Origin of the sequence: Niallia sp. Man26, assembly GCF_022049065.2 — a bacterium.
GTDB lineage: Bacteria > Bacillota > Bacilli > Bacillales > Cytobacillaceae > Niallia.
Map to the genome: position 1 here is coordinate 3,787,629 of NZ_CP095743.1, position 13,458 is coordinate 3,801,086.

A 13,458-nucleotide genomic window follows, 5' to 3' on the forward strand; every position below is an offset into this window, starting at 1 on the left:
CTTTGGCTGTTTTTTATCTGATGAAAAAGCACTCATTGCATATTTTATGTTTAAACCGGTGCGGCAGTTCTTTCCCGCAAGTTTCACATACATTTCTGCGTATTTTAACGCCAGATTTTAATTGTTCATGAATCAAATCACTTATTTCTTCACGAACTCTTTCCCAATAATAGGCTTCTGTCGCTTTGCCTATCTTATATAAAAAGAGAAGATGCAGGCCAACAGATTTGTATGAAAGTTCAAGTTCTTCTAAGCTTGATTTATTTATAATAGGATCAGGCAAATCGTTGTTTTCCACTATGGAAATCATTTTGCTTTTCCACTGTGCCCGCAAAACAGGCTCATTCGCAGAGAATGGAAGACGCAAAAACCCGAATAGATCATCTAAGGACAGCCTCGCCTCAACCAATGTGTCCTTAATCATATCATATAAGAGCATTTCATCAGCTAATGTTGCTTTTCTTGTACCTTCTGGATTTTTGAAGTTCTCCCATAGATAAAAAAACAAGCTTAAGCTGTTAGAATATTTTTGGAACCTCTTCAAAACAGCAGAAGTCGGCGCAATTGTGAAGCCAGTGATATCCTCATCCTTTTTCTCAAGCAGCACCTTCATCATTCTCGGCTCACTTGCGAATGCTACTCTGCCCACTTCATACAAACCTCTGCGTCCTGCTCTCCCTGCAATTTGTTTTACCTCTTGGGATGTGAGTATCCTTCGTTTAGTTCCATCGAATTTATCATTTTCCAGGAAAACAATCCGTTTGATCGGTAAGTTCAACCCCATTCCAATCGCATCCGTACAAACAATAACAGATGTTTCTCCATCAATAAATCGGTGCATCTGTTTTTTTCTCGTTTCTGGCGGCATACTGCCGTATATCATGCTCGTCTGCCGTCCCATCTTTTGAATTTGTGAAGCAGTCTCTAAAACGCCTCTTCTTGAAAAGCAGACAAGTGCATCACCTTTTCTCGTGTCGCTCAGCTTAAATGGCGAGGACTCTACCTTCAATGGGGTATCTCTTTCATATTCCTTCACTTCCACATCCGAATCTCCAAGCAAATCCAAAATCATCGTTTTTGCATGAAAGCTGCAAATAATATGTACTTCCTTTGCATTTGCTTTTGTGATTGCCTTATACCATGAGAAACCTCTGTCTTTGTCAGCAATCATCTGGGCTTCATCAATGACCACTACTTCATAAAAGTCCTTTTCACGAAACATCTCGACGGTACAGGAAAGATGCTTTCCTTCCTTCGCAAGTTTTTCTTCCTCTCCAGTTATTAACGAACAAGGGACGCCATCGTCATTCAGCCTTTCATATATTTCCAATGCTAATAAGCGTAATGGCGCAAGATACAGACCGCTTGCTGCTTCCTTCATTTTTTGGATAGCACGAAAGGTTTTTCCCGTATTTGTCTCACCCACATGGAGTTTATACTGAATATCCCGGCCAGTCGGAGGACTATATTCCATTCCAAAAATATCTTCAAGCATCTTTTTTTCTTTTTCTTTGCGCTTTCTTTTTTCTTCGCGCTCTTCCCGTTCGCGCCGCTCTCTCCACTCCTTATCTTTTATATAAATATCCCTATGGATTTCTAAATCAAAAGGAATATCAATCAGCTTCGTTAAATCTGCCAGCCTTTCTTCAAGAAGATCGGCGAAGAAGTCTGAAGCAATATCTTCAAATAATTCACTGGCTATTTCCCGTAAATAGGAAAGCGGAACTGGTTTCTCCGAGTACTTAAGATACTCGTCAAGCAGATGTTTAGGAAGATGCTGTTTCAGCCAATTTGGTCCAAAATCACCTAAATAAGCAATGATCATGTCCTCATAAGCCGCTGTTCTGTCCTCTACAAAATAAAACTGGTTATATGGCATGTCTAGTTCATTGTATAAATAATCTTCAAACATAATATCATCTGAAGACAGAATAATGCCATTCCCTTCTATTTCCACTTCTAAGTGACAGCCAATCAAGTAGCGAACATATAAATACAATTCCTCATAATGCTCTCCAAGCTCCTGTTCTATATAATAGGCAAATTTCCTGTTCAGCTTGCGGTTTTTTTCCTGTATTTCTTGCGTTGTTTTCCATTCAAGATATTTTTCCCGTACACTCGTATAAAGGGCTTCCCATTCCAGTTCCTTTCCTGCGTACAGCGTATCCAGCCATTCTTCAAACTTATAGGTTTTCGGTTCTCTTATTTCCTGTCTGAATAATTGCTTGATTACTTTCTTCGTTAAGCCCTCCGTCTCTATTCCCTTTTCCTCTAAATACTCTTTCTTTTCTCTGCCGGATGCCTCACTTCCAGTCATGTTAATCCACGTGTTAAGCCATATTTGGTGGATAAACTCTCCTCTTTCCCGCAAATATTGCTCATAGGAAGGCATTTTCTCTTTATCCTGCAGATATCTCTCTATATCCTCAATAATCAGCTTCTTTGTTTTCTCTACTGATTTGTCGTAATATCCTTCTAGTAGTTCACTCATTTAAACAACCTCTTCACATAAGTCTTTCCATTAGTCTCTTTCATTTAGGAAAATCAATTCAAAAAAGACCATTTTAATGGTCTTTCCCTTCCTCTTAGTTAATGACAAGCATATCCGATTCATCAAACTCCCAGTCTGACCCATATGCAACTTCCCAATAATAACCGTCCAAGTCCTTGAAATACCCGCTGTAGCCTCCCCAAGTTGTTGCTTGTGGCATTTTTGCTATTTCGGCACCAAGCTCAGCAAGCTTTGTGAAAATAGCATCTACTTCTTCAACAGATTTTGCATTATAAGCAAGCGTAAATCCAGGAAATCCTCCAGCCTCTACTATTGATGGCGGATTTTCTTCATTAATATCTTTAGCAAGCAGCTCAAGAGGATACAGCTCTAATTTAGAGCCTTGGTTTTTAAAAAAAACAATGACTGGTTCTTCATCTGAACCGACGACAGATGCTTGAAAGCCTATTGATTTATAGAATGCCAGTGAGTCTGCAATTTTTCTTACACCAAGTGCGATTAAATTGATTCTGTTCATATGTTTCCTCCTGTCATTTTTTCCTTGCTATATTATTTCGCTATGTCAGCAACATATCCCTTTGTTTACATCTCTTAAAAAAAGCACACTCCTGAAAAAGGAATGTGCCAATTTGGGTTATTTCGTTAAGCTTTCCACAACATCGTCAATGATTTGTGTGTTAGCAATAGAGCCCGAGTATAACCAGCTAGTATCAGGACTAAACTCGTAAACATTTCCGTTCTTCACTGCTGGGATATTAGACCATAGCGGATCTTTCAACGTTTCAGCAGCTTCGCCGTCACTGTTAATTAGGAATAAGTGATCAGCATCAAGCTCAGCAAGCTTTTCAAGTGAAACCGAAGACCAGTTGCCAGTTGCTGTTTTAGAAATTTCTTTAACTACTTCCGGTACTGCTAAACCTAAGTCACCGTACAATACTGCACCGCTTGATACATTTTCACCAACCATAAACAGCTGTCCGCCCACAAGCCAGATTGCTGCTGCTGATTCGCCTTTGGCAGCCTCTTGAATGCTTGCTTTTGCTTCTTCTGCTTTTTTATCATAATCAGCTAAAACCTTTTTAGCTTCGTCTTCTTTACCTAGCACTTCTCCAACTGTTTCCAGTCTTTTTCTCCAATCATTGTTGTTTTCTTCAGAAACAACATATGTTGGCGCAATATTTGTATATTGCTCGTATTTAGCACCTTCTACAGTAGCAGCTGATGTCATCAGCAGCAAATCTGGATTGAAGCTAGCAACAGCTTCGTAAGGAAGCTCTGAGTCAACTGTCGGCACATCCTTCAAGGAGTCTTGCAGATAATCCTGTACGCCTGCTCCATCTTGGATAGACCATTGTGCTGCAGGTGTTACACCTAGTGCAACAAGCTCATCTTCTAAATAAGAGCCAATTACTGCTTTTGGTTCAGCCGGAACAGTCACTTCATGTCCCATAGCATCTGTTAATGTGCGGTCTTTTGCTTCTTCCGCAGTATCTGTTCCTGTATCTTTATCTGAATCGCTTTCATTACCGCATGCAGCTAATATAGTAAATACTAATAATAAACTAGCAAACAAAAGCGATTTAACCATTTTATTGGACATCTATGTACCCTCCTGAGTGTTTATACAATCATTATAAGTGATAACAATTATCATTTTCAATAGACTATGTATTTTTTTATCATTTTCTAGTAAAATTTATTTAAGAAAACGACAAATTTTTTAACAGTCAATTGAAGATTATTATTATTTTGCACTAATTACATATTTTTATAAAAAGGAATTATGAAATCTGGTCGGAAAGTTGGTCCTTTTATGCAAAAAAATAAAACGGGTGTACAAAAAGATATTTACAGACCAAAAACAGCAACAGCTGTCATCTTTTTCGGTCTCGCCCTCTTGCTGGCATCGATGGGCTTATCCATCATATATGGTGCAGCTGATATCAGTATATCAACAGTGTGGCAAAGTATTTTCCATTATGACCCTCAGTCTACTCAGCATCAAATTATTCATCGTCTCCGCTGGCCGAGGGCGGTTGCGGCTGCTTTAATCGGAGCAGCTTTGGCAGTTTCCGGAGCTATTATGCAAGGGATGACAAGAAATGCCCTTGCCTCCCCTTCCGTTATGGGAGTTACAGCTGGAGCAGGCTTTATGATTGCAATTAGTTTTGCCTTTCTGCCATCCGCTTCAAATCTAGTGCTTATGCTGCTTGCATTTTTAGGTGCAGGCTTAGGCACATTGTTAGTTTTTTCAATAGGCGCTTTATCCAAAAGAGGACTTACTCCAATTAAACTGGCGCTTGCTGGCTCAGCAGTAACAGCGCTTCTCAGTTCCATCTCAACAGGTATTGCCCTGTTCTTTGATATTGCCAAGGATATAAGCTTCTGGTATGCAGGCGGAGTTGCCGGTGTTCAGTGGATAAGCATTAAGCTGCTTCTTCCTGCTGTCATTGTCGGTCTGGTTATTGCCCTGTTTATCAGCAGGTCAATTACTGTTTTAAGCTTAGGCGAAGATGTTGCCGCAGGTCTCGGGCAGCGGACAGGTTTAGTCAAGTTTCTTGGCACTATCGCCGTATTAGTTTTAACTGGTGCTGCAGTTGCAGTCGGCGGAACAATCGGTTTTGTCGGTCTCGTGATACCGCATATTGTCCGCTTTATAGTTGGTCCTGATTACCGGTTAATCATTCCATGCTCGGCAGTAGTCGGCGCCCTTCTTTTAGTTATATCCGATGTTGGTGCGCGCGTCATAAACCCGCCGTTTGAAACGCCGTTAGGAGCCATCACCGTATTAATTGGGGTTCCATTCTTTCTTTATTTAGCTCGCCGTGAAGGGAGGGGGTTATAATGTCTCAGACAAAATGGACCACAAAGCGCTTTACTGTTACAGTTATAAGCTTAATTGCTGCGATTATTGTTGTTTTCCTTCTGAGCTTAAACTTGGGCATTATAAAAATATCGCCATCTGAGGTGCTGCAAGCCTTTTTAGGACAAGGCTCACCGCAAAGTGCGAACATTTTGTTCAACTTTAGTCTGCCGCGCATGGTGATAGCCATTTTGATAGGTATAGGCATGGCTATTGCTGGATCTATCCTGCAAAGCGTCTCACGCAATGCCCTTGCAGACCCAGGTATCATTGGCATCAATGCCGGTGCTGGTTTTGCGGTTATTCTCTATATTTTCTTCTTCCAAGGATCTTTTGGCACTGCATCTGTTTTCATTATGCCTTTTTCTGCTTTGCTTGGGGCATTGCTTGCTGCTGGTCTTATCTATATGATTGCTTGGAAGGATGGCGTTTCGCCGGTAAGACTTGTGCTTGTTGGAATTGGTATTAATTCTGCATTTGGCGCGTTAATTATTATCTTCCAATTAATGATGGACCCTCGGGACTTCACACAAGCAACTATTTGGATTACAGGAAGCATCTGGAGCGCAAGCTGGGATTATGTCTTTGCAGTGCTTCCTTGGATTTGCCTGTTTGTACCTTTAGCTATGTATAAGTCCCATAAGCTGAATTTATTACAGCTTGGTGAAAACACTGCTGCAGGGCTTGGAGTAGCAATTGAACGTGAAAGAGGCATCCTTCTCTTTATTTCAGTAGCTCTTGCAGGAGCTTGCGTATCTGTCGGCGGAGGAATCTCTTTTCTAGGTTTGATTGCCCCTCACTTGGCAAGACGAATAATCGGTCCTAGACATCAGACACTCCTCCCTGTTGCCGCATTAATAGGTGCCTTATTGCTTTTGACTGCTGACACAATTGGCAAAAACTTAATGGCACCGACTGAAATACCAGTAGGTCTTGTTGTCTCCTGCCTTGGCGCACCGTATTTTATTTACCTTCTTATAAAAGATTAAATCAAAAAAGGAAAAGGCATTCACCGCCTTTTCCTTTTTTATATTTATTCTAATTCTGCCTTTTTATCTGAAATATGATTGTCGTAAAATACTGCAAGCGTTGTGCTGATATATGGTGCAAGCCACAGAAAACCAATGCCAAGTGTTAGGATAGACAGCAATCCCCAGCCAATAAAACTTAAATATAGAAGGAAATACTTCCACTTAAAGCCGACCATTCGTTTACGGCTTTCTGTTATTGCTTCAAATACGGAATACTCAGGATGATCCTTTAGTAAATAGTATGTTTGCGAATAAGACAATGATTTGATAATACCAGGTATGAATAATAGCAAAAACCAAAGAAATAAGAATATGCTCTGAATAATGGATGTACCAATTATTTTCAAGCCTAACCCAAGGTCTTTATATGCAAGGAATATATCTGCTACTTTAGGCAGTTTTCCTCGCACTAAATCCAAAAAGTACCAAAGTACGGCAATTGATAACGGAACGAGCAGCACCGAGATGAGAGTGCTCACAATAGTTGCTCCTAATGGCGTTGCATCCTGCAGCACCCAAGCCTCAAACCCGCCGCTTAATGGCACCTCAAAAACTAAAGGAACAAAAGCGCTAATAACAAAAACAGTAAAAGTTACCAGTACTGCTGGTCCCCAATTCCCTCTTAGAGCATGTAAAGCTTCTTTTTTAATAGTTCCTATTTTCATGTATTTATCTCCTCCTAAAAGACAAAGCGCAGCAATATTTTACATTATTGTATATAAATTTCCCGGGAAATTTACACCCTTCGTCAATTTATGACAAAGGCAAACTACAATCATTTAGGTGTACCCCCATACATTGTATTCAAAAGAAACCAAGCTAGAACAAATTATCAGCTACATAATTATCAAAAAACTTTGACATACTGTTAAAAATGAGTTAAAGTACCATAGGGACGAACAATTTTAATTAAACATACTAAAATATTCGTATTTAGGAGTGTAAACTATGGATAACGTATTTGATTACGAAGATATACAGTTAATTCCCGCAAAATGTATCGTGGATAGCCGTTCAGAATGTGATACATCTGTAACATTGGGTGGACATACTTTTAGATTGCCAGTTGTTCCTGCAAATATGCAGACAATAATAGATGAAAAGGTTGCTGAATATTTAGCGGAAAATGGATATTTCTATATAATGCACCGCTTCCAGCCTGAAACTAGAAAGGCATTTATCCAGGATATGCAACAAAAAGGATATATTGCATCAATTAGTGTAGGAGTTAAAGAAGAGGAATATGGGTTTGTTGAAGAACTTGCTTCCGAGAACCTAGTTCCTGAATTTATAACAATAGATATTGCTCATGGTCATTCTAATGCTGTAATCAGAATGATTAAGCATATTAAACAGCATTTGCCTGCAAGCTTTGTTATTGCTGGTAATGTTGGTACACCAGAAGCTGTCAGAGAGCTGGAGAATGCAGGAGCTGATGCAACTAAGGTTGGTATCGGACCTGGTAAAGTATGTATTACAAAAATTAAAACAGGCTTTGGAACTGGCGGCTGGCAACTAGCAGCACTTCGCTGGTGTGCAAAGGCTGCGAGCAAACCAATTATCGCTGACGGCGGTATCCGCACACATGGGGATATTGCGAAATCCGTTCGATTTGGTGCTTCCATGGTCATGATTGGTTCCCTTTTTGCTGGTCATGAGGAATCTCCTGGAGAAACGTTTGAAAAAGACGGAAAGCTTTTCAAAGAGTATTTTGGATCTGCTTCTGAATTCCAAAAAGGCGAAAAGAAAAACGTTGAAGGCAAAAAAATGTATGTAGAGCATAAAGGTTCCCTGCAGGATACATTAATCGAAATGGAGCAAGACTTGCAGTCTTCTATTTCTTATGCTGGCGGAAAGAAACTGGATGCCATCCGCAATGTTGATTATGTTATTGTAAAAAACTCCATCTTTAACGGAGACAAAGTTTATTAATAAAGAGAGCAAGCTGTCGTTAAGACGCTTGCTCTTTTAATTTACAAAAGTTTCACATGAAACATTCCTCGCCGCTTTTCGACAGGCATTAGCATCCTTCTCCCCCTTGCACATCACAACACTTCCAATTATTACAATCACCTAAAATTTAGTATGCAACGCCAAGGAAATCTTATAAGATGAAGAAAGGAAAAGCTACTTATCAGTATTGCTTTCACAAGTTTATCAAGGAGTTACATTATGGAAAGACAAAATACAATTCCTTTATTAAGTTTTACTTTTACTCTGCTTATTACTGTTATCTATTATATCTGGTTGTATTTATTTCAGGAAAATCAATCTGTACTGACATGGGGAGCAAACATTCTCTGTGTGTTAGGCAGCTGTGCCGCATCCTTATGGCTTTTACATGCTGCCAAAAGAAGCGAACAGCCTGTAAAAACGTTTTGGTATTTGCTGTTCATCGGAAATATGAGCTATATGCTTTCAGAGGTTTCTTGGTTTTTCCAAGAAAACATTCTTAAGCAGGAAATTCCATTTCCAAGCTTTTTGGATGTTCTTTATTTTATACAGGTTCTTGCCTTCTTTGGCGCATTTTTATATCATCTATCACTAGTCAAAAGAAAATTGCAGGTTGCCCGGTTTTTATTTGATGTTGCTATTTTAATGACTGTTGCATTTACTTTCAGCTGGCATTTTATCATTAGCCCTATTATTAATTCAGCACAAATGTCACATTTTGCTTTAGCAATAACACTAGCATACCCGATCGGTGATTTAGCTGTTTTAGCTGGAGTCATTCTCGTACTGTTCGGTCCAAAGTCGTTTCTTTCCGGTCAGAGCATTTTTTTTATTTTGACAGGATTAATAATTTATATTTTGGCAGACAGCTGGTATTTCTATTTACAATATCATGATAGCTATCAATCTGGGGATTTTGTTGATCCATTATTCTTGTTAGGTACACTGCTTGTCGGATTTACTGGCAATTTATATAGAAATGCTCCGCAGAAAAAGATAGAAGTACGAAAAAGTAATTTCATGCAGCGGGATGTTCTTCGCACAGCCATGCCATATGTTAATGTCATCATCTTGTTTATTTTTATGATTACAAATTCAGAAGGCATGGACGCATTAACAATTGGGACAAGCGTTTCCATTCTGCTTGTTCTATTAAGACAAATCCTGATTATCACGGAAAACAGACGGCTTGTTAACAGCCTTTATGAACAAACAGAAAAGGCTGAATTAAATAAACAGCATTATCAATCTCTTTTTGATTACCATCCAGATGCTGCCTTTTCTATGGACTTAGATGGAAACTTTGTGAGCGTGAATAATGCTGGGACAAGAATGCTTGGAATGGCAAATGAAAATATTAAAGGCTTGGCTAGCACAACATTCTTAATGTCGAAGGAAGACGAAATTCTAAAACATTATGAAAAGGTGCGAAAAGGCATTCCTCAAGTTTATGAAGTTGCCATCAATAGCCAATATGGTCATGGTTATTACAGCATCACTAATATTCCCATTGTCGTAAAAAATAAGATTGTCGGTATCTTTGGCATCGGCAGAGATATTACTGCATTCAAAAAAAACGAGGCAAAAATTCAGTTTCTTGCTTTTCATGATCCATTGACAGGCTTGGCAAATAGAGCAAGATTTGAGTCCTATCTCCTTGAGGCAATCGAAAAAGCACAGGAAAGGAAGGAACAGCTTGCAGTCATATTTGTCGACTTAGATAAGTTCAAAAGCATCAATGATACTTTAGGGCATGATATTGGCGATAAACTCTTACTCTCTGTAGCAAGCAGAATTAAGAACAGTCTTCCCCTGGCAGATCTGGCAGCTAGACAAGGCGGCGATGAATTTACTATTGTCCTAAAAGAAACAACTAAAGAGAGTGCAGAGCAATACGTTAAGGAGCTGCTAAAATCATTAAAGCTCCCTCATGATATCAACGGCCACCAGCTCATAAGTACACCAAGCATTGGGGTCGCCCTCTACCCTGATCATGGCACGACTTCTGTTGAATTAATGAAAAAAGCAGACACAGCAATGTATCAAGTAAAAGAGAACGGCAAAGGCTGTTATTTATTTTATTCTGATGCAGCAAAAGCTTATACGAGAAAACTGTTATTAGAAAAGGATATGCCTTATGCTTTAGAGAACAAGGAGTTTTTCCTTCATTATCAACCATTAATGGATTTATCTGCAGGAAAAATTACTGGCACAGAGGCGCTCATCCGCTGGAAGCACCCACAGCTTGGTCTGTTGCTGCCAGGTGAATTTATCCCAATCGCTGAAGAGTCAGGCTTTATACACAAACTCGGTGCATGGGTGTTAATGGAGGCTTGCAAACAAGCAAAAAAATGGCATGATAAAGGCTACTATCTAAAAATGGGAGTTAACCTTTCTCCGAAACAATTTTATCAGGAAAATCTTTTGACCAATGTAGAACAAGCATTAGCTATCTCTAAATTAGATTCCTCCTTTTTAGATTTAGAGATCACAGAACAAACTGCTATTAATAATTTACAAGCAGTTCTGCCTAAACTACATGCATTAAAAGCATTAGGTGTAACTATCTCTATTGATGATTTTGGGACAGGCTATTCCTCCCTTTCCTATCTAGCTGAGTTTCCAATTAATACAGTGAAAATTGCAAAAGAGTTCATAAATAAGCTCGAGGAAAATAAATCTAAGGAAACCATTATCTCTTCCATTGTTGATCTTGCACAAAACTTAAACTTAGATGTACTTGCAGAAGGTGTAGAAGAAGTAAATCAAGCATTGCTTCTGAAATCAATTAATTGCCATGCAATGCAAGGCTATCTTTTCGGAAGACCTTGTGGAAGCAGTGAAATGGAAGATTTGCTAAACAGGCAGCCTGATTTATCTATAAGTGACTGATTCACCAGAGGACTGGGAATTAAGTATGTAAAGCGAATGGCTGGAGCGCAATGAAACGAACTAATTTTAAAGCCATATTCTATTTAGTCACAAGCTTCATTTTTTAAATTTAGCTGTAATTTTATTATTCGTATTTCGATAGGCTATATTTTATTTTGTCTCAAGCCTTTTTGTTATAGTTCTATTTGTTTTATACTTAAAAGCAAAGTAACTAATTACTTGGAGGACGATGAAGATGAGGGTTGGAGTAATTGGATTAGGTGATATTGCTAAGAAGGCTTATCTGCCTGTTCTGACAGAACGAGAAAATATAGAATTAGTACTCTGCACTAGGAATGAAGCTGTACTCCAAAAGCTTGCTGAAAAATATCGAATTCAGGATAGAGTGCAAACAGTTGAGGAGCTGCTATTAAAAAACATAGAAGCTGCTTTTATCTCCACAATAACAGAGACTCATTTCCAAACAGCCGAACTATTGCTTCAGCACGGAATCCATGTGTATATAGACAAACCAGTGTCTTTACATCTGCATGAAACAGAGAGCATAGTCGAGCTTGCACATAAATATGGACTAATTGCCATGGTCGGCTTTAATCGCCGATTTATTCCTATGGTGGCAAGCTTAAAGGAAAAAGGCAAAGCTAATTTAATATTAATGCAAAAAAACCGCTTTGCATTGCCCGATATCCCAAGAAAAGTGGTGGTAGAAGACTTCATCCATGTTGTTGATACCTTGCGCTTTTTAATGGATGAAGAAGTCATTGCAGTTAATGTCGAGAGCTCTAAGACTGATGAAACCCTCAACCAGCTCATCGTTCAGCTTATCGGCAAAAACTGCATTGCCATCGGAATCATGAATCGAAATGGTGGAGTAACAGAGGAAATAATCGAGTATCATACTGGTCTTCACAAATATGTTGTTAGCAGTCTTGTTGAAACCGTTCATTATCATCATAAACAAATGAATGTGACGAAATTTGGCGATTGGGAGCCTACATTATTTAAACGGGGTTTTTACCAAATTACCGATCATTTTCTTGACTGTGTAGCAAATGAACAGATACCTGATCCGTCGATAGAGGATTCTCTTATAACACATCTTATTTGCGAGCAAATTGTTCAACGCATTAATAATTAAAAGCAGACAGCTGCCAGCTGTCTGCTTTTAATTATTTTGTTTTTATTTTACTTGTTTGCGGCGGCTCTTCCATCCAGCCATATTTAATCATAAGCTTTGCACCTTCATGGGCATATTCAAATACATCCTTCATGACAATTGAAAACTTGGCAGGCAGGTCATTTCTTAAGCTAAAGGCAGTTCCAAGTGAATTTCCTCCTAAGGAAAAACTGCAAAATAAGCTGATACAATACATCATAATTTTATCTGAAAAAGGTGCTATCGTAGATGTTGTCACATTCCCTCCTGAAAGCCCAGGAAGCTGGGTATCATTCTTTAAGATAATATCTCCCAGGCTTGTGGCAATCTCCTTGGCAAGCTCCCCTCCTTTAGCAAAATACTGACTAGTCTCTTTTTCCTTCGCGCACTGGGAAAAACCATTGATTACCTGCATTCCAATCAAGTTCGTTTCAATTGCATGGAACAAATGAGCAATTTCCACTGTATTTAATGCTCTTTTTTCATTGAACAAATTACTTCCACTTAAATAACTCTTTTCATTTACAAATTCGACCCCTTCTTCGACAGCTACATATGGGGCGCGCGGAAGCAGACCTTTTTCAAGCAAGTAAGATGTGCACCGGTCATAGTACTTTTGTGTTATTATTGTCATCTCTCTAAACAGCTGCATGATGTCACTCCGATAAGCCATCGTCAGATTGAGTGTATGCATGCCCATGCTGATTTCTTTTATGAGTCTGATAAACATAATGTCGAACCCATTATCGAACAGCTTTGGGGCTTCAGGGTTCACATCTTCACTGTTAAACCCTACCGGTACAGGCAGCTTTTCTTTTTCGTAAATTTTTCTTATTTTTTCACAATACGGTTTTGTTTCCTTATATAAATCAGTCATTATATCTTTTGCCTTTGGATCCTCTGCTTTATTAATGAGATATTCCAGCATACTGATAATCATTGTTTTTTGTTGATATGTCATCCAAAGTACGCCAATTTCTGATGACGTAATCGAAGGGTTATTTTGCATTTCCATTCCTCCATTATTTAGTTTCCGCCTGCTGTACTCATT

At 39.0% G+C, this 13,458-nt stretch carries 10 protein-coding genes; 5 read left to right on the forward strand and 5 right to left on the reverse strand.

Going from position 1 to position 13,458, the window contains the following annotated elements; all coding sequences use genetic code 11:
• Nucleotides 1-13: 13 nt before the first annotated feature.
• The 3 genes from L8T27_RS18965 to L8T27_RS18975 form a co-directional block, all read right to left on the reverse strand.
• Nucleotides 14-2,491, reverse strand: a complete 2,478-nt coding sequence (locus L8T27_RS18965; RefSeq protein WP_237942121.1) for a DEAD/DEAH box helicase — start codon at nt 2,489-2,491, stop codon at nt 14-16.
• A gap of 94 nt (nt 2,492-2,585) precedes the next feature.
• Nucleotides 2,586-3,029 (reverse strand): VOC family protein, encoded by a 444-nt coding sequence (locus tag L8T27_RS18970; RefSeq protein ID WP_237942122.1) that lies wholly within the window; start codon nt 3,027-3,029, stop codon nt 2,586-2,588.
• A gap of 117 nt (nt 3,030-3,146) precedes the next feature.
• Nucleotides 3,147-4,112 carry an iron-hydroxamate ABC transporter substrate-binding protein gene (locus L8T27_RS18975; RefSeq protein WP_233316064.1) on the reverse strand — a complete coding sequence of 322 codons (966 nt, stop codon included), beginning with the start codon at nt 4,110-4,112 and terminating at the stop codon, nt 3,147-3,149.
• A gap of 213 nt (nt 4,113-4,325) precedes the next feature.
• On the opposite strand from L8T27_RS18975, the gene L8T27_RS18980 reads away from it, so the two are divergent.
• Together L8T27_RS18980 and L8T27_RS18985 are read left to right on the forward strand one after the other, a co-directional pair.
• Complete coding sequence (locus L8T27_RS18980; RefSeq protein WP_233316065.1) at nt 4,326-5,357, forward strand: FecCD family ABC transporter permease; 1,032 nt, start codon at nt 4,326-4,328, stop codon at nt 5,355-5,357.
• Nucleotides 5,357-6,364, forward strand: coding sequence for a FecCD family ABC transporter permease (locus L8T27_RS18985; protein ID WP_237942123.1), 1,008 nt, complete (start codon nt 5,357-5,359; stop codon nt 6,362-6,364). Before L8T27_RS18980 ends, L8T27_RS18985 begins: the two co-directional genes overlap by 1 nt.
• A gap of 44 nt (nt 6,365-6,408) precedes the next feature.
• Here L8T27_RS18985 and L8T27_RS18990 read toward each other — a convergent pair whose 3' ends face one another.
• Nucleotides 6,409-7,071, reverse strand: a complete 663-nt coding sequence (locus L8T27_RS18990; RefSeq protein WP_237942124.1) for a DUF975 family protein — start codon at nt 7,069-7,071, stop codon at nt 6,409-6,411.
• A 283-nt stretch (nt 7,072-7,354) separates the two neighbouring features.
• On the opposite strand from L8T27_RS18990, the gene guaC reads away from it, so the two are divergent.
• The 3 genes from guaC (at nt 7,355) to L8T27_RS19005 (ending at nt 12,389) form a co-directional block, all read left to right on the forward strand.
• Nucleotides 7,355-8,338, forward strand: a complete 984-nt coding sequence (guaC, locus tag L8T27_RS18995) for a GMP reductase (RefSeq protein WP_237942125.1) — start codon at nt 7,355-7,357, stop codon at nt 8,336-8,338.
• A gap of 240 nt (nt 8,339-8,578) precedes the next feature.
• Nucleotides 8,579-11,251: a DUF4084 domain-containing protein gene (locus L8T27_RS19000; RefSeq protein ID WP_233316069.1), complete on the forward strand. Its 2,673-nt coding sequence runs from the start codon at nt 8,579-8,581 to the stop codon at nt 11,249-11,251.
• Between the two features lie 235 nt (nt 11,252-11,486).
• Nucleotides 11,487-12,389: a Gfo/Idh/MocA family protein gene (locus L8T27_RS19005; RefSeq protein ID WP_237942126.1), complete on the forward strand. Its 903-nt coding sequence runs from the start codon at nt 11,487-11,489 to the stop codon at nt 12,387-12,389.
• 31 nt (nt 12,390-12,420) lie between these two features.
• On the opposite strand, the gene L8T27_RS19010 is transcribed toward L8T27_RS19005, so the two are convergent.
• Nucleotides 12,421-13,416, reverse strand: coding sequence for a DUF3231 family protein (locus tag L8T27_RS19010; protein WP_237942127.1), 996 nt, complete (start codon nt 13,414-13,416; stop codon nt 12,421-12,423).
• Between the last annotated feature and the right edge of the window lie 42 nt (nt 13,417-13,458).